Annotated in this window: 22 protein-coding genes and 2 pseudogenes; 15 read left to right on the forward strand and 9 right to left on the reverse strand. The window is 62.1% G+C overall.

The window, feature by feature from the left end:
• Positions 1-152 precede the first annotated feature (152 nt).
• Positions 153-590: an Lrp/AsnC family transcriptional regulator gene (locus NKJ23_RS30515; protein ID WP_352588773.1), complete on the reverse strand. Its 438-nt coding sequence runs from the start codon at positions 588-590 to the stop codon at positions 153-155.
• A gap of 130 nt (positions 591-720) precedes the next feature.
• Here NKJ23_RS30515 and rocF point away from each other — a divergent pair, with 130 nt between their 5' ends.
• Positions 721-1,641, forward strand: a complete 921-nt coding sequence (gene rocF / locus NKJ23_RS30520; protein ID WP_352588776.1) for an arginase — start codon at positions 721-723, stop codon at positions 1,639-1,641.
• A 3-nt stretch (positions 1,642-1,644) separates the two neighbouring features.
• Positions 1,645-2,712, forward strand: a complete 1,068-nt coding sequence (gene ocd, locus NKJ23_RS30525) for an ornithine cyclodeaminase (protein ID WP_023677057.1) — start codon at positions 1,645-1,647, stop codon at positions 2,710-2,712.
• Between the two features lie 16 nt (positions 2,713-2,728).
• Here the strand turns inward: ocd and NKJ23_RS30530 are convergent, their stop codons facing one another.
• Positions 2,729-2,890, reverse strand: coding sequence for a hypothetical protein (locus NKJ23_RS30530; RefSeq protein ID WP_023677058.1), 162 nt, complete (start codon positions 2,888-2,890; stop codon positions 2,729-2,731).
• Between the two features lie 271 nt (positions 2,891-3,161).
• Between NKJ23_RS30530 and NKJ23_RS30535 the strand changes: the two genes are divergently transcribed.
• The 4 genes from NKJ23_RS30535 to NKJ23_RS30550 all read left to right on the forward strand — a co-directional run bounded on the left by NKJ23_RS30535 (position 3,162) and on the right by NKJ23_RS30550 (position 8,582).
• A complete protein-coding gene (locus NKJ23_RS30535) occupies positions 3,162-5,111 on the forward strand; it encodes a PrkA family serine protein kinase (RefSeq protein WP_023677059.1) in 1,950 nt (649 codons plus the stop codon).
• Positions 5,112-5,130: 19 nt separating this feature from the next.
• Positions 5,131-6,453, forward strand: coding sequence for a YeaH/YhbH family protein (locus tag NKJ23_RS30540; protein WP_352571846.1), 1,323 nt, complete (start codon positions 5,131-5,133; stop codon positions 6,451-6,453).
• The gene (locus NKJ23_RS30545) at positions 6,453-7,991 is read left to right on the forward strand and encodes a SpoVR family protein (RefSeq protein WP_352684375.1); all 1,539 of its coding nucleotides are present in this window, start codon (positions 6,453-6,455) and stop codon (positions 7,989-7,991) included. The genes NKJ23_RS30540 and NKJ23_RS30545 overlap by 1 nt, the downstream gene beginning before the upstream one ends.
• A gap of 99 nt (positions 7,992-8,090) precedes the next feature.
• Positions 8,091-8,582: a DUF1772 domain-containing protein gene (locus tag NKJ23_RS30550; protein WP_352684377.1), complete on the forward strand. Its 492-nt coding sequence runs from the start codon at positions 8,091-8,093 to the stop codon at positions 8,580-8,582.
• Positions 8,583-8,694: 112 nt separating this feature from the next.
• Here the strand turns inward: NKJ23_RS30550 and NKJ23_RS30555 are convergent, their stop codons facing one another.
• Positions 8,695-8,940, reverse strand: a complete 246-nt coding sequence (locus NKJ23_RS30555; protein WP_023720508.1) for a hypothetical protein — start codon at positions 8,938-8,940, stop codon at positions 8,695-8,697.
• 48 nt (positions 8,941-8,988) lie between these two features.
• Positions 8,989-10,989 (reverse strand): protein-L-isoaspartate(D-aspartate) O-methyltransferase, encoded by a 2,001-nt coding sequence (locus NKJ23_RS30560; RefSeq protein WP_352684379.1) that lies wholly within the window; start codon positions 10,987-10,989, stop codon positions 8,989-8,991.
• A gap of 302 nt (positions 10,990-11,291) precedes the next feature.
• Here NKJ23_RS30560 and NKJ23_RS30565 point away from each other — a divergent pair, with 302 nt between their 5' ends.
• Positions 11,292-13,703 (forward strand): phosphoketolase family protein, encoded by a 2,412-nt coding sequence (locus NKJ23_RS30565; protein WP_352684381.1) that lies wholly within the window; start codon positions 11,292-11,294, stop codon positions 13,701-13,703.
• Complete coding sequence (locus tag NKJ23_RS30570; protein WP_352684383.1) at positions 13,661-14,881, forward strand: acetate/propionate family kinase; 1,221 nt, start codon at positions 13,661-13,663, stop codon at positions 14,879-14,881. Before NKJ23_RS30565 ends, NKJ23_RS30570 begins: the two co-directional genes overlap by 43 nt.
• A 37-nt stretch (positions 14,882-14,918) precedes the next feature.
• Here NKJ23_RS30570 and NKJ23_RS30575 read toward each other — a convergent pair.
• A pseudogene (locus NKJ23_RS30575) lies at positions 14,919-15,072 on the reverse strand (histidine kinase); the annotation flags it as partial.
• Positions 15,073-15,232: 160 nt separating this feature from the next.
• Complete coding sequence (locus NKJ23_RS30580) at positions 15,233-15,481, reverse strand: KTSC domain-containing protein (protein WP_352684385.1); 249 nt, start codon at positions 15,479-15,481, stop codon at positions 15,233-15,235.
• Positions 15,482-15,577: 96 nt separating this feature from the next.
• On the opposite strand from NKJ23_RS30580, the gene NKJ23_RS30585 reads away from it, so the two are divergent.
• Positions 15,578-16,180, forward strand: coding sequence for an alpha-ketoglutarate-dependent dioxygenase AlkB (locus NKJ23_RS30585; RefSeq protein WP_352684387.1), 603 nt, complete (start codon positions 15,578-15,580; stop codon positions 16,178-16,180).
• Positions 16,181-16,234: 54 nt separating this feature from the next.
• On the opposite strand, the gene NKJ23_RS30590 is transcribed toward NKJ23_RS30585, so the two are convergent.
• Positions 16,235-16,699, reverse strand: coding sequence for an NUDIX hydrolase (locus NKJ23_RS30590; RefSeq protein ID WP_352684389.1), 465 nt, complete (start codon positions 16,697-16,699; stop codon positions 16,235-16,237).
• 119 nt (positions 16,700-16,818) lie between these two features.
• Here NKJ23_RS30590 and ku point away from each other — a divergent pair, with 119 nt between their 5' ends.
• From ku to NKJ23_RS30610, 4 genes and pseudogenes are all read left to right on the forward strand, one after another.
• Positions 16,819-17,652 carry a non-homologous end joining protein Ku gene (ku, locus tag NKJ23_RS30595; protein WP_352684391.1) on the forward strand — a complete coding sequence of 278 codons (834 nt, stop codon included), beginning with the start codon at positions 16,819-16,821 and terminating at the stop codon, positions 17,650-17,652.
• 93 nt (positions 17,653-17,745) lie between these two features.
• A complete protein-coding gene (locus NKJ23_RS30600; protein WP_352684393.1) occupies positions 17,746-19,146 on the forward strand; it encodes a PAS domain-containing HWE histidine kinase family protein in 1,401 nt (466 codons plus the stop codon).
• A 75-nt stretch (positions 19,147-19,221) separates the two neighbouring features.
• Entirely contained in the window at positions 19,222-19,593 is a 372-nt protein-coding gene (locus NKJ23_RS30605) for an avidin/streptavidin family protein (protein ID WP_352684395.1), read from the forward strand.
• 128 nt (positions 19,594-19,721) lie between these two features.
• A pseudogene (locus tag NKJ23_RS30610) lies at positions 19,722-20,139 on the forward strand (HD domain-containing protein).
• 31 nt (positions 20,140-20,170) lie between these two features.
• Here NKJ23_RS30610 and NKJ23_RS30615 read toward each other — a convergent pair.
• Both NKJ23_RS30615 and NKJ23_RS30620 read right to left on the reverse strand, forming a co-directional pair.
• Positions 20,171-20,581, reverse strand: coding sequence for a DUF427 domain-containing protein (locus tag NKJ23_RS30615; RefSeq protein WP_502898877.1), 411 nt, complete (start codon positions 20,579-20,581; stop codon positions 20,171-20,173).
• A 63-nt stretch (positions 20,582-20,644) separates the two neighbouring features.
• Positions 20,645-21,547 carry an alpha/beta fold hydrolase gene (locus NKJ23_RS30620; RefSeq protein WP_352684399.1) on the reverse strand — a complete coding sequence of 301 codons (903 nt, stop codon included), beginning with the start codon at positions 21,545-21,547 and terminating at the stop codon, positions 20,645-20,647.
• A gap of 243 nt (positions 21,548-21,790) precedes the next feature.
• Between NKJ23_RS30620 and NKJ23_RS30625 the strand changes: the two genes are divergently transcribed.
• Positions 21,791-22,606 carry an endonuclease/exonuclease/phosphatase family protein gene (locus NKJ23_RS30625; RefSeq protein ID WP_502901015.1) on the forward strand — a complete coding sequence of 272 codons (816 nt, stop codon included), beginning with the start codon at positions 21,791-21,793 and terminating at the stop codon, positions 22,604-22,606.
• Positions 22,607-22,668: 62 nt separating this feature from the next.
• On the forward strand, positions 22,669-24,069 hold the full coding sequence (locus NKJ23_RS30630) for a phospholipase D family protein (RefSeq protein WP_352684402.1): 1,401 nt from the start codon (positions 22,669-22,671) through the stop codon (positions 24,067-24,069).
• The last annotated feature ends 80 nt before the right edge of the window (positions 24,070-24,149 follow it).

Consider the following 24,149-nt stretch of genomic DNA (forward strand, 5'->3'; position numbering starts at 1 on the left):
AGCTCATCATCCTCGCAAACGCACTACTCAGGGACAATCGGACCTGGACACCATCTCTCCCTTGACCAACACGGATACTCTAACCGCGGCGACAATTGAAGGTTCCTTGGCGGATTTCGTTACCGCTGCAGGTCAAGCGCAGTTCCTCGAAGTCACAGCCGAGCCTTGGTGGTGCGTGGCGTTGCCAGGAGCAGGCTTGTTTCGCTGCCGGTAATTCCGGGGATCAGGCGGATACGTCTCAGCACCGCATCGAACTCGCTCAGGGTCTGGGTTCCGAGTTCTATCACCAGATCCCAGCGGCCATTGGTGGTGTGGATGGTCGAGACCTCGGAGAAGCCGCCCAGCGCCCGAATGACGCGATCGGCGGCGTGGCCTTCGATCTCGATCATCATGATGCCACGCACGCGCTGATCGACCGCGTCGGCGCGCAGAATGACGGTGTAGCCGACGATGACGCCGTCCCTTTCAAGTCGCTCGATCCGGGACCTTACCGTTGCCCGGGAGACACCCAGGCTGACGGCAAGATCGGAAATGCTGCGCCGGGCGTCGTGCCGCAAAGAGGTGATGATCTGCTCGTCGAGCTGGTCCATGATTGCTCACAACGGAAGTAGATGATGCCACAATGGTAAGGCACTTCGACAAATTTGCCAATTTGACATGTTCATTCTGCCAGCGATGCCCGCTTCAATAAAGGCATCGTAATTCGGTGGGGTATGACAAATGCATTGCACAATCGTTGGGGCACCGATCCAGGCCGGCTCGGGTAGGATGGGCTGCGAGATGGGGCCGAGTGCGCTGCGCACGGCCGGCCTGGCCGGCGCGCTGACCGAGCTTGGCCATACGCTGACCGACCTCGGAACGATTGTCCCTGCCGATATGCGCCCTGTCGTACACGGCAATGCGGCGGTGAAGGCGCTGCCGGAAATCGCCGCCTGGACGGCGGCAATCAGCGAAACCGCCTATGCCGCGAGCGCCGATGCGATGCCGATCTTTCTCGGCGGCGACCACAGCATTTCGGCCGGCACGCTCGCCGGCATTGCCCGCCGGGCGGCGAATGCCGGCCGGCCGCTCTTCGTGCTGTGGCTCGATGCGCACCCCGATTTTCATACGCTCGACACGACGACCAGCGGCAATTTGCATGGTGTGCCGCTGGCTTATGCCAGCGGGCAGCCCGGCTTCGAGGGCTATTTCCCCCGCCTTGCAGCGCAGGTGGAGCCGGCTCGCATATGCGCGCTGGGGATCCGCAGCGTGGACCTGGCGGAAAGGGATGCATTGCGCAGAGCCGGCGTGACGGTCCACGACATGCGTTCGATCGACGAGCACGGCATCGCGCAACTGCTTCGCGCCTTTCTCGAACGGGTGAGCGCCGCCAACGGCATGCTCCACGTCAGCCTCGACGTCGATTTTCTCGACCCGTCGATCGCCCCGGCGGTCGGCACCACCGTCCCAGGCGGCGCCACCTTCCGCGAGGCGCATCTGGCGATGGAAATGCTGCATGACAGCGGCCTCGTCACCAGTCTCGATCTGGTCGAGCTCAACCCTTTTCTCGACGAACGCGGCCGCACCGCCACGCTTTTGGTCGACCTGACCGCAAGCTTGATGGGCCGGCGGATCATGGATCGCCCAACGAGGGGGTTCTGAGCCATGACGGTCAATTTGAACATCGTTCCCTTCGTCAGCGTCGACCGCATGATGAAGCTGGTGCTTGCCATCGGCATCGAGCGCTTTCTGGTCGAGCTTGCCGCCTATATCGAAGAGGATTTCACGCGTTGGGAGCTGTTCGACAAGACGCCGCGCGTCGCCTCGCACAGCATTGACGGCGTCATCGAGCTGATGCCGACCAGCGACGGGCAGCTTTACGGCTTCAAATACGTCAACGGGCATCCGAAGAACACGCGTGACGGCCGCCAGACCGTGACCGCTTTCGGCGTGCTTGCCGATGTCGGCAACGGCTATCCGATGCTGCTTTCGGAAATGACCATCCTGACGGCGCTCAGAACCGCCGCAAGCTCGGCCGTCGCGGCGAAATACCTCGCTCCCGAGGCCGCCCGGTGCATGGCGATCATCGGCAATGGCGCGCAATCGGAATTCCAGGCGATTGCGTTCAAGGCGCTGCTTGGCGTCGACAGGCTGCGCCTCTACGATATCGACCCGGCGGCCTCGACCAAATGCATGAAGAACCTTGCCGGCATGGGTTTCGACATCAAGCTCTGCGCGTCGGCGCAGGAGGCCGTCGAAGGTGCAGAGATCATCACCACGGTGACCGCCGACAAGCGGTCGGCAACAATCCTGACCGACAACATGGTCGGGTCCGGCGTGCACATCAACGCGGTCGGCGGCGACTGCCCGGGCAAGACCGAGCTGCATCGCGACATTCTGCTGCGCTCGAATATTTTCGTCGAGTATCCGCCGCAGACGCGCATCGAAGGCGAGAGCCAGCAGCTCGATGCGGACCATCCGATCACCGAATTGTGGCAGGTGATGACAGGAAAGGCAGCAGGCCGGACGGACGCCGGACAGATCACGCTGTTTGATTCCGTCGGCTTTGCGATCGAGGATTTTTCCGCGCTGCGCTACGTCCGCGATCAGCTTCAGCGGACCGGCCTTTACGAGGAACTAGACCTTCTGGCCGATCCCGATGAACCGCGTGACCTGTTCGGCATGCTGCTGCGCGCCGAAAAAGTGGCCGGGCTGGCGGTTGCCGGCAGCTGAGCTGCGATCCTGTCGGTCAGTCCTTCTTTTCCTGGTACAGGCGCTCGGTGGCGCGGTCGCTTTCCCTGCGCTCCGCCGGGCCGCGACGGCGCTGCGTGAGCAGGGCGTAGGCGATCAGGATTGCCAGCAGCAGTGGACCGCCTGCAACAACGAGCAACCACAAACTAGTCTCAAACATCGAACCGTCTCCTTTCCTTCACAACCGGGAAGGACCAGAACCGTTCCTCCGTCTTATCGGAGGTCGCCCGCACGGCGTGGCGCGATTCAGGATTTAATGCTTCGAGCGGGGCGTTCCACGCCTTGTCTGCACTCAGGATGCCCTTATCTAGAGTCTTATCATTCGGTCACAGGCACTCTCTGCGAAGTGAAGGGAACCACAAGGGCTTTCCGACATTTGGTTGTTCAAGAGACAAACGTGCAGCCACACCGGCTCCGGGGCGAGGAATACCATGCGTGAGAATCAATCCGACGTCTTCGATCTGTTTTCCGAGGTTTACAAGAATGCGGCGCAGGAGGAGATAAGCCTCCAGCAATATCTGCTTGCCTGCCGCGAGGACAAGTCGATGTACGCCTCGGCGCCCGAGCGGATGGTCGAGGCGATTGGCGAGCCGACCTTTGTCGATACCAGCAAGGACGAGCGGCTTGGCCGTATTTTTTCGAACCGGACGATCAAGATCTATCCGACCTTCGCCGACTTTTACGGCATGGAGGATACGATCGAGCGTATCGCCGGTTATTTCCGCTATGCCTCGCAAGGGCTCGAGGAACGCAAGCAGATACTCTATCTCCTCGGCCCGGTCGGCGGCGGCAAGTCCTCGCTTGCGGAGCAGCTGAAAAGGCTGATGGAGCAGCGTCCGATCTATACGCTGAAGGTCGGCGGCCAGGTCAGCCCGGTGTTCGAATCGCCGCTCGGGCTGTTCGACCCCGACCGCATGGGCGACCTTTTGGAGGACAAATACGGCATCGCCCGGCGGCGACTGAACGGCCTGATCTCGCCCTGGGCGGCCAAGCGCCTCGACGAATTGTCCGGCGACATCTCCAAATTCAGCGTCGTCAAGCTGATGCCGTCCAGGCTTCGCCAGATCGGCATCGCCAAGACCGAGCCGGGCGATGAGAACAACCAGGACGTTTCGGCCCTGGTCGGCAAGGTCGACATCAGGCAGCTGGAAAACTTCAGCCAGTCGGATCCGGATGCCTATTCCTATAGCGGCGGCCTGAACCGGACCACGCAAGGACTGCTCGAATTCGTCGAGATGTTCAAGGCGCCGATCAAGGTGCTGCATCCGCTGCTGACCGCGACCCAGGAAGGCAGCTACAACGGCACCGAGAATTTCGGCGCTTTCCCCTATCAGGGCATCATCGTTGCCCATTCCAACGAATCGGAATGGCTGCAGTTCAAGAACAACAAGAACAACGAGGCGTTCCTCGACCGTATCCTGGTGGTCAAGGTGCCGTATTGCCTGCGGGTCACCGAAGAGCGGCAGATCTACGAGAAGCTGTTGCGCGAAAGCGAATTGGCCTCCAGCCCCTGCGCTCCGGAAGTGCTCGATATCCTCAGCCGGTTCACCGTTTCGACCCGCCTGGCCGAACACGACAATTCGCCGCTCTACACCAAGATGCGCGTCTATGACGGCGAGAACCTCAAGGAAACCGATCCCAAGGCGAAGTCGGTCCAGGAGTACCGAAACGCCGCCGGTGTCGATGAAGGCATGACCGGCGTCAGCACCCGCTTCGCCTTCAAGATCCTGTCGCAGACCTTCAACTACGACACCGAAGAGGTGGCCGCCGATCCGGTGCATCTGATGTACATCCTGGAAGAGGCGATCAAGCGCGAGCAGTTCCCGAAGGAAACAGAGGCGGACTATCTCGATTTCATAAAGTCGGAGCTGGCGACCCGTTATGCCGAGTTCATCGGCCACGAGATCCAGAAGGCTTATCTGGAATCCTATAGCGAATACGGCCAGAACCTGTTCGACCGCTACATCGCCTATGCCGATGCCTGGATCGAGGATCAGGACTACAAGGATACCGATACCGGCCAGATCCTCAATCGCGAGGTTCTGGACAACGAACTGTCGCAGGTCGAAAAGCCGGCCGGCATCGCCAATCCCAAGGACTTCCGCAACGAAGTGGTGAAGTTCACGCTGCGCGCGCGGGCCAGAAACCACGGCCGCAACCCATCATGGACAAGCTACGAAAAGCTGCGCGAAGTCATCGAGAAGCGGATGTTCGGGCAGGTCGAAGATCTGCTGCCGGTGATCAGCTTCGGCTCCAAGCAGGACAGCGTGACGGAGAAGCGGCATACCGAATTCGTGCAGCGGATGATCCAGCGCGGTTACACCGAGCGCCAGGTCCGCCGGCTGGTGGACTGGTACATGCGGGTGAACAAGGCGGGTTGAAGCCAGCCCGGGGTAACATATGCCGATCTTCATCGATCGCCGACTGAACCCGAAGGACAAAAGCCTCGGCAACCGGCAGCGTTTCCTGCGGCGGGCGCGCGAAGAGTTGAAGCGCACCATCCGCGATCAGATCCGCACCGGCAAGATCGCCGACGTGGACGCCGAGCATGCCGTTTCGATGCCGGCGCGAGGCACCGGCGAGCCGAGCTTCAAGGATGCCCGGAACAGCGGCAGCCGCCAGCACGTCCTGCCCGGCAACAAGCATTTTGCCCCGGGCGACCGGCTGCCTAAACCCGGCCAGGGCGGCGGCATGGGATCCGCCCCGGGGAGAACCGAATCGGAGGACGATTTCCGTTTCGTGCTGTCGCGCGAGGAGGTGCTCGACCTCTTTTTCGAAGACCTCGAACTACCTGATATGGTCAAGCTCAACCTCAAGGAGATCCTCGCCTTCAAGCCGCGCCGGGCCGGCTTCGCCGCGACCGGCTCGCCGACCAACATCAATGTCGGGCGCACGATGCGCAACAGCCATGGCCGCCGCATAGCGCTCAGGCGTCCCAAGCAGGAGGCGGTCGACGCTGTCGCGCAGGAGATCGCGACGCTGGAGGCGAAGCCGCAAAACGCCGAGATGCGGCAGCGCATCGTGGCGCTGCAGGAAGAGCTTGAGCGGCTGGAGCGCCGCCGCAAGCGGATCGCCTTTGTCGATCCGGTCGATATCCGCTTCAACCGCTTCGACGCCCAGCCGGTGCCGAACGCCAATGCGGTGATGTTCTGCCTGATGGACGTGTCCGGTTCGATGGGCGAACGCGAGAAAGATCTGGCCAAGCGCTTCTTCGTGCTGCTGCACCTGTTCCTGAAACGGCGCTATGACCGCACCGAGGTCGTCTTCATTCGCCACACGCACGAGGCGCAGGAGGTGGACGAGGAAACCTTCTTCTACAACACTCAGAGCGGCGGCACGGTGGTTTCCACGGCGCTCGAGGAGATGCACCGCATCGTCGAGCAACGCTATCCCAGCCGCGAATGGAACATCTATGTCGCCCAGGCCTCGGACGGCGACAATTTCGTCACCGATTCCGAGCGCTGCATCGCCTTGCTCGACGAACAGATCATGCGGCTTTGCCAGTATTTTGCCTATGTCGAGATCCTCGACGAGCGTGAGAGCCACATCTTCGGCGCCACCGACAACGGCACGTCGCTTTGGCGTGCCTACAGTGCGGTCAAGCTGAGGTGGTCGAACTTCCAGATGAGCCGCATCGCCACGGCGGCCGACATCTACCCGGTTTTCCGCCAGCTCTTCGCCAGACAGCCGGGTTATCAAAAGAGCGCTGAAAGAGGGGGCTGATGGCGAGCAAATCCGGGTTGCTGTTTTCCGGTTCCGACTGGGATTTCAGGACGCTGTCGCGTGCCTACGAGACCATCGAGGCGGTCGCCACCGAAGAGCTCCACCTCGACGTCTATCCGGTGCAGATGGAGATCATCTCCTCAGAACAGATGCTCGACGCCTATTCCTCTGTCGGCATGCCGCTGATGTACCGGCACTGGTCGTTCGGCAAGCACTACCTCTACCAGGAATTGCTCTATCGCAAAGGCGGACGGGGGCTCGCCTATGAGCTCGTCATCAATTCCAATCCCTGCATCGTCTATCTGATGGAAGAAAACACCATGGCCCTGCAGGCCCTGGTGACGGCGCACGCGGCACTCGGCCATAACCATTTCTTCAAAAATAATTATCTGTTCCAGCAGTGGACGGATGCCAGCGCCATCCTCAGTTATCTGGACTTCGCCAAGGGTTACATTGCCCGCTGCGAGGAGCGGCATGGCGTCGATGCGGTGGAAGAGATCCTCGACGCCGCACATGCGCTGATGGAACAGGGCGTGTTCAGATATCACCGGCCGCCGAAACTGTCGTCGGAAAAGCAGCGCGAGGGCGTTCGCGAGCGCCTGGAATACGAGGAGCGTTCCTACAATGACCTATGGCGCACGCTGCCGCCTTCGAAGGAAGGCACCAAGCCCCGCGAGACGGATACAATGGCGGAGCGCAAGAAATCGCTCAAGCTGCCCGAGGAAAACCTGCTTTATTTCCTGGAAAAGAACAGCCTGATCCTGGAACCCTGGCAGCGTGAGGTCATCCGGATTGTCCGCGTCATCGCGCAGTATTTCTATCCGCAGCGCCAAACGCAGGTGATGAACGAGGGCTGCGCCACCTTCGTGCATTACACGCTGATGAACCTTTTGTTCGACCGCGGCCTGATCGGCGAAGGCGCCATGCTGGAAGTGCTGCGCAACCATTCGAACGTGATCTTCCAGCCGGGCTTCGACGATCCGCGCTTTTCCGGCATCAACCCTTACGCGCTGGGCCTCGACATGATGCAGGACATCCAGCGCATCTCGACCGCGCCGACCGCCGAGGACCGCGACTGGTTTCCCGATATCGCCGGCAATGGCGACTGGCGCCAGACCCTGCTGGACGCCTGGGCCAACCATCGCGACGAGTCCTTCATCCGCCAGTATCTGAGCCCTACCCTGATCCGGAAATGGCGGTTCTTTGTGCTTGCCGATGCGGCCAACGATCCGCACTACGAAGTCGCCTCGATACACAATGAGCGCGGCTACGAGAGCATCCGCGCCGCACTCGCCCACAGCTACGACATCGGCGCCAGCCGGCCGGACATCCAGGTGGTGGACGTTGACCTGCTCGGCGATCGGCATCTGCGCCTGCAGCATAAGGTCAAGGACGGCATAGTGCTGGAAGGCGGCAGCCGCGACGCCACGCTGCGCCATATCCGCAAGCTCTGGGGCTACGAGGTCAGCATGGCTGCGGTCGACTCACAGACCGGCGCCACAGTCCACGAACGGTCGACCAGCCAGATCGGGGAATGACCGAACCGGACTTGCCGGCGAAGTCGGGTGTCGTTGCCTTTTCCGGATCACCAACCACCCCATCTACGCGCGCACCTTGACATGGTCGGGAGCAGGAGCATGCGCGCATTGATGATCGCCACCCTTCTTCTGGTCGCCGTCTCGATGGCGCTCTCGCTCGCGCACGCACTGGAATTGCCCGGCAAGTTGCGCCTCAAGGAGGCCACCTACAAATCAGTGCAGGCGATCTATTATCCCGGCTTCACGATCGGCGGCTTTGCCGAGATCGGCGGCATCATTGCCCTCGCCATCCTGCTCTACCTGACGCCTTATCCAAGCGCTCGATTCTGGTGGACCTTGGCGGCGCTTGCCTTCCTGCTGGCGGAACATGCGACCTATTGGTTGATCACGCATCCCGTCAATAATTTCTGGGTGCAAGACGTTGCCATGCCGCAATCAGCCGCGACGTTTTTTTCAATGTTCTTTCGAAAGCAGACCGGCGACTGGAGAGACTTGCGCAACGTCTGGGAGGCTTCGCATGTCGCCAGGGCAGGCCTGGCGATGCTGAGCCTCGTCTCAATTGCTGTCGCCGCGACATTTTTTGCTGAATAGCGCCAGGGATCAAGACGGCCCTCGTCCGCCAACTTGCCGCCACGAACGCTGCATCCGTCAGATCAGGGAACGGAACCGGCGTACTATCTTAACGTCAAGCGATCCTGCCGTTTCAGCGGTCGGCGCGATGCTTGTTGTGGGCGCTTTCCTGGTGCTCGCCGCGGATGATGTTGCGGTCGTCGGGATCGGCAATGTCCTTCGGGTCCGATCTGAGCTCGGCACCGCGCCGGAACGCCTCGCGCTCTTGCCTGGTCTTTTTCAAATCCGCTTCGGCGTCGAAATCCTTGCCGGCGTTTTTCGTGTTCTCGCGCTCTTCGATAATGCGCAATTGCTGCTCATGAGTCTTTTTTCCGGCCATCGGTGACCTCCTTCTTTTGATTTTCCGCTTTCCCAGGGTCCAGATTCGCTACAGCCCGAAAGGATAGGTCTCGGGAAGGCCTGTCCCCGCATGTTCCGGCCCAAGCGGCGTCACGGCACTGGTTTCATCGAACCAGACGAAAGCATCGAACTGGCGGGCGAGCGAGGCGTCCGCATAGTGGCTGCGCAGCTCGGTCTCGGGCCGGTAGATGACGCCGATAAAGCGCTCCAGCCGGCGCTCCAGAAGCCGTTCGCGCAGCGTGTCGTCGCGCTCGAAATCGAGCAGGAAAGGCGAGACGCCGCTGTCGTGGCAAAGCCGCTCATAGCTGTCGTTGTGGGAAGGCCGAACCGGTTTCACTTCCATGTCGCCGTCCCAGTCGGTGGCGGCGGCCACCGTCCCGGAATGCGTACTGAGCCCGATCAAGGCAACCTCGTCGCCAAAACGCTGGCGGCAGAGCTGGCCGATGTTCACTTCGTCCCTGACGATCCCCATCTCGGTGTAGCGGGCATCGCCGATGTGGGAATTATGTGCCCACACCACCGCCTTGGCGTTCGGGCCGCGGGCCTGCAGCAGGTGCTCCAGCGTTTCGAACATATGGGTGTCGCGCAGGTTCCAGGATTGCGCGCCGCCGTAATACATGGTGCGGTAATAGCGCTCGGCGGAGGCGACCAGACGGGCATTCTGGCTCGCGTCGAGGAAATCGATGCCGTCCTGCTGCGCGTAGTCGAGCTCTCTGGAAAGCAGTTCCCGGCATTGCTCGAGCACGGCCTTCTCGCATTTCTGGTAACCGGAGGTGAGTGCGACGCGGCCATAGGTGGCCGGGTCATTCTGCCACGGCGTCAGGCACCCATAGCGTTCGCGCGCGATCCTCGCCGCCTGCGGATCGACCCGGTCGAGATATTGCAGGACCGCCGCAATCGATCCGCCCATATTGTAGATGTCTAGACCATAGAATCCGGCCCGCCGGGAGGATATGCTGATCCGCTCATTACGCACTCGCATCCAGTCGACGAACGCCGCGACGTCGGTGTTGCGCCACATCCAGGTGGGAAAGCGCTGGAAGGGCGGCGCGGCGCCCGGCCGCGGCGGTCGATGGCGGACGTAGCGGTCGATCGCCGCGGCATCGGGCCAGTCGGCCTCGACCGCGACGATGGTGAAGCCATGCTTCTCGATCAGCCTGCGAGTGATCGCGGCGCGCGCACGGTAGAACTCCGACGTGCCGTGACTGGCTTCGCCGAGCAAGACGACGCGGCGGTCGGCAAACCGGTCGAACAGCGCACCGAAGGCCGGATCGTCGAAATCCGGAAGCGGTTCGGCGGCGGCCGCTATCATCTGCGGCAGGCTGCTCCTGCGCTGATGCCGGTGCGGAAGATCGGCCGCTATTTGGCTGTCGCTGCCTGGCTCGCCCCAGCCTTGCTCGCCGATCAGCGGAACAAACCGCACGCCGCCGAAATCCTCCTCGGTGTAAGTTGCTGCGCCGGTACGGGTGACCTTGAGCAGGCGCTGCGAGTCGAATTCATCGCCGACCGGGATGACAAGCCGGCCAGCGACGTCGAGCTGTTCTTGCAGAGCGAGCGGTGCGCCGGGTCCGGCGGCCGCAACCAGGATCGCATCGAAGGGTGCCGCCTCGGGCCAGCCTTTGGTGCCGTCGCCGGTGCGGACTTCGATATTGTCGTAGCCAAGCTTTTTGAACCGTTGCCTTGCCGTTTCAGCCAACGCGGCGTGGCGCTCGATCGTGTAGACGCGTTCGACGATCCGGCTCATTACGGCAGCCGCATAGCCCGAGCCGGTGCCAACCTCGAGGACGTGGTCGCCGGCTCCGACCTCGGCCATTTCGATCATGAACGCAACGATGTAGGGCTGCGATATCGTCTGACCTTCGGCGATCGGCAGCGGCCCGTCCTCATAGGCGAATTCTTCAAAGCCAGGATCGACGAAAGCCTCGCGCGGGACCTCGCGCATCGCCTGAAGGACATTGCGGTCGCGAATGCCACGGCGGCTCAAGTGGATGTCGACCATTTGGTTGCGGGCATGGGAGAGATCGAGCATCTTTTTGCTCCTCCTATGGGCCTCCGATACAATCGCCCAAGCTGCTCAACGCCACCTCGGCCGGCTCGTATCTCAGGGCCTCGGCAGTCCCTTTGGATTCAAGCAATGCGGTGCATCTCCCTAACCGTTAGCAAGCCCCGAGGTTCCCCAAAAGACCGACCCGCTTTTGTGTGGCGAGGCGGGTTGCAGGATCGGCAAGCGGGCGCTAGCCACGCCGCCCAAACTTATTTCGAGGCAAATCCTTTCTCCGACGCGGCGCCACTCCAGATAACGACGGACGAGGGTATTCCGGAGGCATGTCCATGAACGACGAGGCTCGCACCACTGCGCAAACAACCGGCGTTGACCAGGTCGATCTGATGGACCGCTACTGGCGCGCCGCGAACTACATCTCGGTTGGCCAGATCTACCTGCTCGACAATCCGCTCTTGCGCGAGCCCTTGCGGCCCGAGCACATCAAGCCGCGGCTGCTCGGCCATTGGGGCACGACGCCCGGCCTCAATTTCATCTATGTGCATTTAAACCGGATTATCCGTGAACGTGGTCTCGATGTCCTGTTCATCTGCGGTCCGGGTCACGGCGGCCCGGCAATGGTCGCGAACACCTGGCTCGAGGGCACCTACAGCGAAATCTATCCCGAGGTCGGCGGGGACGAAGACGGCCTGCGCAAGCTGTTCCGGCAGTTCTCGTTTCCCGGCGGAGTGCCGAGCCACGTGGCTCCGGAGACGCCCGGCTCGATCCACGAAGGCGGCGAGCTCGGCTATGCGCTGGTCCATGCCTTCGGCGCCGCCTTCGACAATCCGAACCTTGTGGTTGCCTGCGTCGTCGGCGACGGCGAAGCCGAGACCGGCCCGCTCGCCGCGGCTTGGCATTCCAACAAGTTCCTGAACCCTGCATCCGACGGTGCCGTCCTGCCGATCCTGCATCTCAACGGCTACAAGATCGCCAGCCCGACGATCCTCGGCCGCATGGAAGACGAGGCATTGCGCAGCCTGTTCCTCGGCTATGGCTACGAAACCTTTTTCGTGGAAGGTCATGAACCTGCCGCGATGCATCGCGAGATGGCCCGCACGCTCGATACCGTGCTCGACCGGATCCACTCCATCCAGGAGCCCGCACGAGCCGCGGGCTGGAAGGGAGAGCGGCCGCTGTGGCCGATGATCGTGCTGCGCAGCCCAAAGGGCTGGACCGGGCCGAAAGAGGTCGACGGCAAGAAGGTGGAGGATTTCTGGCGTTCGCATCAAGTGCCGGTGTCGAACGCACGTGGCGACGCGGCGCACCGGCAGATCCTCGAAGACTGGATGCGCAGCTACGAACCGAAGACGCTGTTCGACGAAGGCGGGCATCTCCTGGCGGAGCTCGCGGCGCTGGCACCCACAGGGTCAAGACGCATGGGCGCAATCCCCTACGCCAATGGCGGCCTGCTGAAACAAGACCTCGTGCTTCCCGACTGGAAACGCCTGGCGCTCGACGTACCGCGTCCGGGCGGCACTGTCGGGGAGGCGACGCGGACCGTGGGGAGCTATCTTCGCGATGTGATCCGCTTGAACGCCGAGGCCAGGAATTTCCGGCTGATGGGACCCGACGAGACGTCCTCCAACCGCCTCGACGACGTGTTCGAGGTCACGGATCGGATCTGGATGGAGCGGATCGAGCCTTACGACGTCCATCTTTCCCGTGACGGCCGCGTCATGGAAGTGCTCAGCGAGCATCTTTGCCAAGGCTGGCTGGAGGGCTATCTGCTGACCGGCCGCCACGGCCTGTTCTCGTGCTACGAGGCGTTCGTCCACATCGTCGATTCCATGGTCAACCAGCACGCCAAATGGCTGAAGACCTCCGGCGAGCTTGCCTGGCGCAAGCCGATCGCCTCACTCAATTACCTGCTGACCTCGCATGTCTGGCGGCAGGACCACAACGGCTTCAGCCATCAGGACCCGGGCTTTGCCGATTTCGTCGCCAACAAGAAGGCCGACACGGTAAGGCTCTATTTCCCGCCCGACGCCAACACGCTGCTGTGGATCACCGACCATTGCCTGAAAACCTACAACCGCATCAACGTCATCGTCGCCGGCAAGCAGCCGGCGCCGCAATGGCTGTCCGCCGAGGACGCGGAAGCGCACTGCCAGGCCGGCGCCGGCATTTGGGAATGGGCCGGGACGGTTGCCAAGGGCGAAGATCCGGATGTGGTCCTGGCCTGCGCCGGCGACGTGCCGACGCTTGAGACGCTGGCTGCAGCCGATATCCTGCGCTCGGGCATTCCGGACCTGAATATCCGCGTCGTCAATGTCGTCGACCTGATGATTTTGCAGTCGAATTCCGAGCATCCGCATGGCTTTGCCGATGACAGGTTCGACGCGCTGTTCACCAAGGCCAAGCCGGTCATCTTCGCCTATCACGGCTATCCCTATCTCATTCACCGTCTGACCTACCGGCGCGCCAACCACGACAACATGCATGTGCACGGCTTTCGCGAGGAAGGCACGACGACGACGCCGTTCGATATGGTGGTGCTCAACCAGCTCGACCGCTATCATCTGGCGCTCGCCGCGATCGCGCGCGTGCCGGGGCTGGCCGAGCGGGCGAAGGATCTTGCCGCGGCGTTGCACGGGAAATTGGCTGAGCATACGGCCTATGTCCGCGAACATGGCGAGGACATGCCCGAGATCCAGAAATGGAGCTGGCCGCAAGACACGGCAACGAGGGCCGGCGATTGATGCGCTCGATCCTCGCGCTGAATGCCGGCTCGTCGAGCATCAAGTTCGGGCTTTACGATCTTGGAGTGTCCGCTGAGCTGGATCTTGCCTCGCGCGGTTCGCTGGATTTGGGCGATGCGCCAAGGCTGACCGCAAAGGCCGCCGATGGGGCGGTGCAGTGCGATCGGCCACTTGCAGCAGACGCATCGCCCGATTTAGCCATCGGCCAGACGCTGCAATGGATCGAGAACGAACTTGGCGGAAGGAAACTCATCGCCGCCGGCCATCGCATCGTCCATGGCGGGCGCGACTTCGTCGAACCTGTCCGCCTGACGCCGACAATTGTCGAGGCCCTCGACAGGCTGACGCCGCTTGCGCCACTGCACCAGCCGCGCAGCCTCGCGCCGATCCGGGCGCTTGCCGCGTTGCGGCCCGACCTGCCGCAGGTCGGATGCTTTGACACCGCCTTCCATCGGACCATCGAGCCTCTGGTCAGCCGTTTCGCGCTGCCGCGCCACTATGAGGCAGACGGCATCCACCGCTACGGCTTTCACGGGCTTTCCTACGAATATGTCGCGGGCCGACTCGAGCAGATATCGCCCGATCTGGCGGCAAAAAGAACCATCGTCGCCCATCTCGGCAATGGGGCGAGCCTGTGCGCCATGCGCGACGGGCGCAGCGTCGATACGACGATGGGGTTTTCGGCGCTTGACGGCCTGGTCATGGGCACGCGCTGCGGCGCCATCGATCCGGGCGTGCTTTTGTACCTCCTGCTGGAAAGAGGCCTTTCGGGAGAGGCGCTGCAAGACATGCTCTATGAGGAATCCGGGCTGCTCGGCGTGTCTGGTATTTCCGGCGACATGCGCACGCTGGAGGCCAGCGACGACCGCCGGGCTCGCGAAGCGGTGGAGCTTTTCGCCTTCCGCGCCGCCAGGGAAGTTGCCGCCCTCGCCAACACGCTGGGTGGCCTCGAATGCCTGGTGTTCACCGCCGGCATCGGCGAGCACTCGGCCACGGCCCGTAAAGCGATTTGCGACAGGCTTGACTGGCTCGGCGTGGCGATCGACGAGGCCGCCAACAGCTCTCATGCCGCGCTGATGAGCCAGGCGGAGAGCAAGGTGGAAGTCCGCGTCGTGGCGACCGACGAAGAAGGTGTGATCGCCCGCCACACGCGCAAGGTGATGGAGGGGCCCGGCTGAGGCGGATGGCCTCGAATGGCGGCGCTTGCTCGACCGGCTACGTCGCGAGGGCGGCCGATCTGTTGAACACGATGGTCACCCGCGTTCCTTTGCCGGGCAGAATCCACCTCGAACCGGGCTTTGGCATTTTCGGTCAGCGATTGAGCGATCAGTGCTCCGAGCTTGCCGGGTTTCGGCCAGGTCTCGCCTTCGCTCGGTTTTTTCGGCTTCGGCGGACATTCCAAGCTTTCGATGTTTTGGGTGGGACGATGATCAATATCAGGTCACTCGCCAACTGCGAAGTCCGCTCATTGCGCCGTGCGGCCAGGATTGGCGGACAGCCGAGTTGATGAATGAGAAGCGTCTGAAAGTTCAGCTGGAGTGGCTCTGCTGGATCAGGTGGTATCTATACCGGTCGCGAATGTGCTCGTTGAAGAACCGGCCTTTTGATGAGGATTTGCGGAACGCGGCGTGGACCTGCGGCGGCACGTCCTCGTAATCATAGCGGTTTCCGCTCGGGACGAACCATACGGAGAGTACCCTCGTCGCCGGCTGGTAATCGATGCTTCTGATCGCAGTTGAAGGCATTCTCAACAGGTCCAATGCTCGGCAGTGCTCCATTCCATATCGTCATGTGAATAACCCTGCACGGAGAGCGAGGTTCCTTGCTGCCGAAGCAGCCTTGCCGCTACGGGCCGGCTTCACCAAATACGGTTGATGCCATCGCCCAAGACATCGGCTGCAGCCCGCCAGGGCGATCTCTTTGCCGCCGCCGACGACCTGCCGGAAGGATTCCGCTACCGGCCCGAACTGATCACGCCGGACGAACAAGCAGCGTTGGCGAGCCAGCTCGCAAGCCTGCCTTTTCAGGCCTTCGACTTTCACGGCCATCTGGCAAACCGGCGGGTGGTCGGCTTCGGGCTGCGTTATGATTACGACCGGCGCGAAGTCGTCGAGGCACCGCCGATACCCGGCTTTCTGCTGCCGCTCAGGGAAAAGGTTGCAGCCTTCGCCCGCCTGCCCGCCGAGACCTTCGTGCAGGTGCTGATCAACGAGTACCGGCCGGGCGCCGGTATCGGCTGGCACCGCGACAAGCCTCATTTCGAGGCCGTCGCCGGGGTTTCCCTGCTGGCCGCCTGCAGCTTTCGCCTGCGGCGGAAAAGCGGCACGCGATGGGACCGCAAGACGGTCACCGTCGAGCCAAGATCGGCCTATCTGATGACGGGTGCTGCGCGCAACGAATGGGAGCACAGCATTCCGCCGGTTGCGGAGCACCGCTATTCGATCACGTTGCGCACGCTGCGGCCGCAACGCGCTTAAAGCAGAGCGGTGAGGAAGCCCGAGCACTGCCCTAAGAACTGGGCTGAAACAAATTCATCCGTCGCCATGCCGGCCGGCAAAGTCCGCCAACATGGCGCGCTGGCCTTTCAGGATCTTGAGGTTGGCTTCAGGCAGGGAGAACCAGCCCGCTTTGTCGACTTCGGCAAATTCCTTCATCGAGCCGGACCTTGGCGGCCATTCCATGACGAAGGTGTTGCTGCTGATGGCGTCGCTGTCGAAATCCGTCTCGACGCACCATGCGATGACGAGCTTGCCGCCCGGCTGCCTGTAGCTGCCAAGGCTTTCGAAATCCCCGTCGATGGCAAGACCGAGTTCCTCTTCGGCCTCGCGTTTTGCCGCCGCCAGCTCGTCCTCGTTCTCGTCGACCAAGCCCTTCGGGATCGACCATGCGCCGTCGTCCTTCTTCGCCCAGAATGGTCCGCCCGGATGCACCAGCAAGACCTGGAGATGTCCTTCCCTTCGGCGAAAGATGAGCAATCCTGCGCTGCGTTGGGCCATTCCGCTATTCCCCTGACGAAAATGAAACAAACGTCCGGGCCGGCATATGGAACAGCCTGCCATGGCGGAACGATTTCCGCGCGCAGCCGTTCCGTCCGTTCGACAAATGAGTGATCGACATGGCGACGCCGCGAGCTGCCTGGAAGGGCTTTATGAAAGTCGGATCGGTTTCCTGTGGCGTCAAGATCATGGGTGCCGTCAGCGAGGCCGAGAAAGTGCATTTCAGGATCCTGAACCGCGAGGACGGTCTCCCGGTCAAGAGCGCCTATCTAGACGAGGAGACTGGCGACACGGTCGAGGCGGCCGAGCAGGTAAAAGGCTATGAGGTCGAAAAGGGTGAGTTCATCCATATAGAGCCGGACGAAATCAAGAAACTGAAGATGGTATCGCAGCATACGCTCGAGATCGGCGAGTTCGTGCCTGCCGCCGAAATCGACGCACGCTACCTCGAAAAACCCTACTATCTCGTTCCGGCCGACGCGCCCTCCACGGAGGCTTTCGCGGTGATCCGGGACGCCATGGCCAGGAAGAAAGTGGGAGCCCGCTCCTGCGTCGTGCTGTACCAGCGAGGCCGAGAGGTGCTGATCCAGCCGCTGGGCAAGGGCATGGTAATGACGGAATTACGCAACCACAATGAAGTGGTCGCGGCGGACGCGGTGTTCGAAGGGCTGAAGGCTCGCAAGGTCGATCCCGAGATGCTGGAAATCGCGCAATTGCTGATCGACAAGAAGCCCGCCAAATTCGACCCGTCGAAGTTCGACGATACTTATGAAAAGGCGCTGGTTGCAATGATCGAGGCCAAGCGCAAGGGCAAGAAACCGCCCAAGCCGGCACCTGAGCCCAAGACGAACGTCATCAATCTCGCCGATGTTCTGCGCAAAAGCCTGGCGCAGGAAGGCGGCAAGGCTCCCAGCAAAAAGCCGAGAACGGCCCCAAAACGCAAATCAGCCTGAATGTCCGAAAGCGGATCGAACGGAACCGAAAACGCTCGCGCGCATTTAGATGACGTAGCAATCCGTCGGCAAGCCAAGCGGAGCGGGGGACTGGTGGACGTCGTTGAACTAAGGACTGGCGGGATCCCGCAAGTTTCCTCCGCCGATCTGATGCAGGCGTTGCCTGTGGCCGTCTACACCACCGACAAACAAGGCTACATCACCTTCTTCAACGAACCCGCTGCCGATCTCTGGGGATATCGTCCGGTTATCGGCCAGGATCGCTGGTGCGGGTCATGGAAGCTTCGCCACCTCGACGGGCGGCCGATGGCGCATGACGAGTGTCCAATGGCCGTTGCGTTGCTCGAGGAGCGGGACGTTCGTGGGGGCCGAGCCATCGCCGAGCGGCCGGACGGCCAACTCATCCCGTTCAGTGCGCATCCGGTCCTGCTTCGCAATGAAGCCGGCGAGGTTGTCGGCGCCATCAACACCCTGCTCGACCTGCGCGTGCAGACGCTGGCCGACGACGCCGGCATAAGGCTCGCCGCCATCGTCGAATCCTCGATGGACGCCATCGTGTCCAAAGACCTGAACGGCATTATCACCAGCTGGAACGACGCGGCACAACGCCTGTTCGGCTATACGCCCGCCGAGGCGATCGGGCGCCCGGTGACGATCCTCATCCCGCCCGACCATCTGGATGAGGAAGCCATGATCATCAGCCGCATTCGCGCCGGCGAACGGATTCCCTCATACGAGACTATCCGGCAGCGCAAGGACGGCACCCTGGTTCCGGTTTCGCTCACCATCTCGCCGATACGCGACGGCATCGGGCGTATCATCGGCGCCTCCAAGATCGCGCGCGACATCAGCCCCCACAAGGAAAGCGAACGGCGCATCCGCACACTCATGCGCGAAGTCAACCATCGCGTTAAAAACCAGTATTCGGTGATCGTCTCGATGATCCGCGAGACCAGCAAGCTGGCGGGTACGCCAGAGGCCTTCCTTTCACGGGTCCGGGAACGCATCATGGCCCTTTCGGAATCGCACGACCTCCTGGTCGATGCGGAATGGCGTGGCGCGACCATCGGCGAATTGATCCATGCACAGACCAAGGCCTTCGCGACACAGGCCCGTCTGTCGATGAGCGGGCCGACGATCATGCTGCAGCCGAACGCGGTGCAATATCTCGGCATTGCCTTTCACGAGCTGGCCACCAATTCGGTAAAACACGGAGCGCTGTCGCACCATGACGGACGGGTCGAAGTCGAATGGACCGTGACGCCAGCCGCCGATGGCAGCGACGGCTTCCGCCTTGTCTGGCGGGAACTGGACGGGCCATTGGTGGATGAAAACACGCGACGCGGTTTCGGAACGGTTGTGCTCAAACGCGTCACGCCGCAGGCGCTCAGCGGCACCGGCCGCCTGGAATTCGCCAGGCACGGCATCACCTGGACGCTGGAAGCGCCGCTGCGCTTCGTTCAGATGTCGATGGCTGGCATCGCGGCTGATTGAAGGCCGCTACACCGGCCGCGGCTTGGCGGCCGTGTGGCAACGCAATCCCTTTGGTAGCAATCAGGAGGAGCAGCGATGAGTTGGCTGGGCACCTGGCGGAATCAGTACGGGTCGGTGGTCGAACTGACCACCGAAGAGGGCGGACGGATCAGCGGAACCTTCAGGACGGCGCTAGAGGACAGCGCCTTCTTCGGCATGACCGTGCCGCTGTTCGGAGCCTGCCATGGAGACGTCATCGGATTCACCTGCGCGGCCGAAGGGCGGGTCGGAGCCGCGGCGGTGAGCTATACCGGCATCCGCAGGAACGGGAAGCTGGAGATGCTGTGGCACACCGTTGCGGATGCTGCTTTGTCGGCGGAAAAGGAAGGTGCCCCGGCCCGAGCCAGGAAACTCCCCGCCTGGCGCGCCTTTGGAACCAGCCTCGACAGTTTTGAACGCGTCTCCTGACGTGTCGGGCCCGCCGCCGCGGCATTCAGCTCGCAAGTGAGGCAGCAGGGTTCCCGCGGTGCATCGGAACTCGCGCTGACGATGGCGCGTTAGCCAGGACATGCGCTGTTCGTTACGGGGTCGACCCAATGAGCGTGCTTTATCGCGCAGCGAAAATCGCCGAACAGGCTCATGCCGGGCAGACGGACAAGACAGGGCGGCCTTATATCGAACATTGCCGCCGGGTCGTCGATGCCGTCGAAACGCTCGACCAGAAAGCCATCGCCTATCTTCACGACGTCATCGAAAAAGGCGACGGCTGGAACCGCGACCGGCTTGAGGCGGGCCGGGTTCGGGCCATCCATCGTATCGGCCGTCGCTGCCATGACGCGGCGGCCGAACGAGGGCGATCCCGCGTTCGTTCGCAGGGCTGCGGCCAACCCGCTGGCATTGCCGGTCAAGCGCGCCGATCTCGCCGACAATCTATGGCAGGCACGGCAGATCGGTGCCTCGACAGCGAAATACGAAGACGGCCTGCGCATTCTCAGGGAAGAGTTCGCGAGTTGACGGACAGCTGGCGGCTGTCGCCGATGTAGGTCTACTCGGTGACGTGCGGCGTGTGCCGCTTGTCTTCCGCGGGATCGGCGTCGATCCGCGCCCTGCCGGGATCGAACGCACCGTGGCGGGCGATCGCCAATGCCGGGGTGTCGGGCGTCTCGTAGGCCCACATGAAGTCTTCTGCCGACGAACCGACCGCATGAACCCGCCAATAGCTTGCCGTGCCCTTCAGCGGGCTGTGGCTCGTCGTGTTCGTCTTCTCCAAGAGGTCGAAATAGATGTCCTCGAAGGGTATGTAGAAAACAGGATCATGGCCGTCTTCATAGAGCAGCTTTGCCCGCTCGCTCGACGCAATAATGGCATCGGAGAACCGGACGGTCACGGTTCCATCGAACGGGACAATCCTGAGCGGGCCTGGGCGGGGGGCGGAATCTGCGGCTAAGGACTGCATTCGACTTCTCCGTTGACTGCGCTGCCTTCCCGAAACGTACTATCGCCGGTTAGGGTTCCAGTTCTACGCTTCTCCTCTTCCGAAACTGTCGAGGAACCCGACAAGGTGATCGGCAACGCGCTCGGGTGCTTCGCGCGTCGGAAAGTGGCCGATGCCAGCCAGAAGCTGGCGCTCGTAATGGCCCGTGAAGTATCGTTCCTTGCCCTCGGACGATTGCGGCAGCACAACGCGGTCGGCATCGCCGTGGATCGTCAGAGTAGGCGCGGGAATGGACTTGGCGGAAATCTGGCGCCGGGCAAGATCGGCGTAGCGCGGATCGGGATCGGCTTCGCCCCAGCGAACCCTGTAGGAGTGCAACGTCACGTCGGCCCAATCGGGATTTTCGAAGGAAGCGGCAACGCTGTCAAAAAGCTCTTCCTCGAACCAGCCGGGCGGGCTCCAGCTTTCCCATTGAAAATGCGCGAACGCCTTGCCTTGCTGGCGAACGATCTCGGCGCCGCGATCCGTTGCCATGAACCATTGGTACCAGAATGCCCTGACCTGGCCCAGCGGCGGCGTTGCGAGTTCGCCCGGCTGCCAGGCAAGCGACAATGCCGAGCAGCACCGTATCCGTTCGGGAAATACCGAGGCGAGCAGGTAAGCGATCCGAGCGCCCCAATCGTGGCCGACGACCGCAAAACGGCCGAGGCCAAGTGCGTCGGCGAAATCGATCACGTCCTGAGCCATGGCGGCAATTTCACCGGATCGCATGGTCTCGTCCGACAGGAAGGTGGTTTTGCCGAACCCACGCAGCCACGGCGCAAAGGTGCGGAAGCCAGCACGATGCAGGACAGGCGCAATGCGCGTGAAGGTGGTTGCGTCGTCCGGCCAGCCGTGGAGAAGCAGGACGGGCGCGCCGGCTCCAGGGCCACCGGCGATGTACGCGATGCGCAGCAACGGCGTGGTGCAGAAGGCGGGTGTTTCCATGATCCGGCCATCCCGTTTCGATCACGCCGCATGGCGTCAGATCGTTTTCGGCGCAAGTTTGCTGAACCGCGCGCGGCAGCGATTGTTCCATGACAGAGGCGGACTTCCAGTGAAACCTCACCGCTGCTCGCGGTGGAAGAAGACCGACGGGAACGGTTTTCCAAGGTCGTCGTTGTTTCAGACCTCCGCACGCGCCATAATCGCAATGGCCGCCACTCGCCGACTCAACAGCAAATGGACCACATGCTGGATCGATCGCCTACCCTCCCAAGGTCGCTTGGCGCTGCGCTGCGAAGGGAAGTGCCGCGGTTTGCTGCACCCGGCAATGAAATTTCATGCACTACGGTCGCATCCTACAATGTGCATAAATGCGTCGGCACCGACGGCAGGTTCGATCCAGAGCGGGTCGCGGCCGTGGTCAAGGAAATCGACGCCGACATCATCGCTTTGCAGGAGGCCGACGAAAGGACCGGAAGCAGGCAGGGATTGCTGGATCTCGCGGCGCTCGAGCGCGACAGCGATCTCGTCCCCACACATATCCCGGAAAACCGCCGCAGCCATGGCTGGCATGGAAATCTGATCCTGGCACGCCGCGGCGTGGTCGAAAGCGTGAACCAGATCCGGCTGCCCGGCCTGGAGCCGCGCGGCGCGGTCATCGCGGACCTGGAGCTGAAGGGCGTCTCGCTTAGGATCATAGCCGCGCATTTCGGCTTGCTGCGGCGCTCGCGCTCGCAGCAAGCCAACGCACTTGTCGAAGCCACGCACCCGGTTCTGCGGCCAACAATCCTGCTCGGCGACCTCAACGAATGGCGGGTCCGCAACAGGTCTTCGCTGCTGGCCCTGCTGCCGCATTTCGGTCCGATCGATGCGGTTCTGCCGAGCTTTCCGTCGCGCTTTCCGCTGTTTGCGCTCGACCGCATCCTGGCCAGGCCGCCGCACCTGATTTCCAGCATCGAGGTGCACAAAACGCCGCTGGCGCAGCGCGCCTCCGACCATCTGCCCATCAAGGCCCGCCTGAACCTGGACGCGATAAGGCAGCCGCGACTGCAACCAGAATGAACCTGGAGGGTTGTTAGTCAGATTCAGATCGTTTGCTTCGCTGATATTTGCCGGTGTATTTCATGGATACGGCCATTTCGCGGGTTGCCCGGGACAAGATCGCGGCCGGCGATAGCGGGCTGCTGCTGATCGCCGACAATTATGACGCGTTTGCCGCACGAATCCTTGCCGCGCGCAGTGCCACCAGCAGCCTCGACCTGATGTACTATCTCTGGCACGACGACCATAGCGGCCGGCTGCTGATGCAGGAGGTCGTCAAGGCGGCGGAGCGCGGCGTCCGCGTCCGCATGCTGCTGGACGATATCAATCCGCGCAACAGCGACGCCGCTTACCTGGCGCTCAACAGCTACAAGAACATCGAGCTGAGGCTGTTCAACCCCAGCGGCATGAGGAACGGCAGCATCTTTCGCTCGCTGGAGATGGTCGCCCGGCTGTTTGCGATGACCCGCCGCATGCACAACAAGGCCTGGATCGCCGACGAGAGCCTGGCCATCGTCGGAGGAAGAAACATCGGTGATGCCTATTTCGACGCCGCGGAGACAAATTTCCGTGATCTCGACCTGTTGCTTCTCGGTCCTGCCGTAGGGCAGACGATGCAGATCTTCGAGGCGTTCTGGAATTGCGAGGCGGCAAAGCCAATCCAGCTGCTCAACCCGGCTGCGGTGGGCTCGCGCGCCGATTTCCTCGACAATCTCGATGCGTCGATGGACGGCCAGCTTTTGAACAGCCTCAGTGCCTGGCGCACGATCACGGAGTTCATTGCAGCGCACAGCGACGTCTGCTGGACGAAAGGCGTTCGCGTCATTTCCGATCCGCCGGAAAAGGTGCGCGGCAAGCGGCGCAGGAACTGGCTGACCAAAGAGCTGCTTCCCGCTATCGCGGCGACCAGGCAGCGCCTCGAAATTGTCTCGCCCTATTTCATCCCCGGCCGCACCGGGTTGGCCATCCTGTCGAAGCTGGTGGATCGTGGCGCCGAGGTTGCAATCCTCACCAACTCGCTCGCCGCGACGGACGTCGCCGCCGTGCACGGCGCCTATGCCAAATACCGCCGCAAGCTGCTTAAAAAAGGTATCCAGCTTTTCGAATTGCAACCCTTCAACCGCCAGGCCAACATCTCCGTTTTCGGCTCAAAGGGAGCCAGCCTCCATACCAAGGCCTTTACGGTCGACGACACGCTGGGGTTTGTCGGTTCCTTCAATTTCGATCCGCGTTCGGTGTCGTTGAATGCGGAAATGGGCGTGCTTTTCCACGATGCCAATCTGGTGATGGAGTTGCGCCGGCTGTTCGAGCACGAAAAGTCACCGCAGACGAGCTACCAGCTGGTCCTGGACAAAGGCGCCTTGCGCTGGCTCGGCATGGCGGATGGCGAGATGCGTCAATATTCGCGTGAACCGGAGGCCAGTCTCTATCGGCGCATCGTTGCAGCGTTGGTTGGCTGCCTGCCGATCGAATCGCAATTATAGAAGCGACGGATTTGTCGGAACGCAACTCTTTGGCGGAACGGAAATGCGGGACCACGAGTTGTAACCGTTGTCCGGAGCAT

Origin of the sequence: Mesorhizobium sp. M0184 (assembly GCF_040322215.1) — a bacterium.
In the GTDB taxonomy this organism is placed as follows: domain Bacteria; phylum Pseudomonadota; class Alphaproteobacteria; order Rhizobiales; family Rhizobiaceae; genus Mesorhizobium.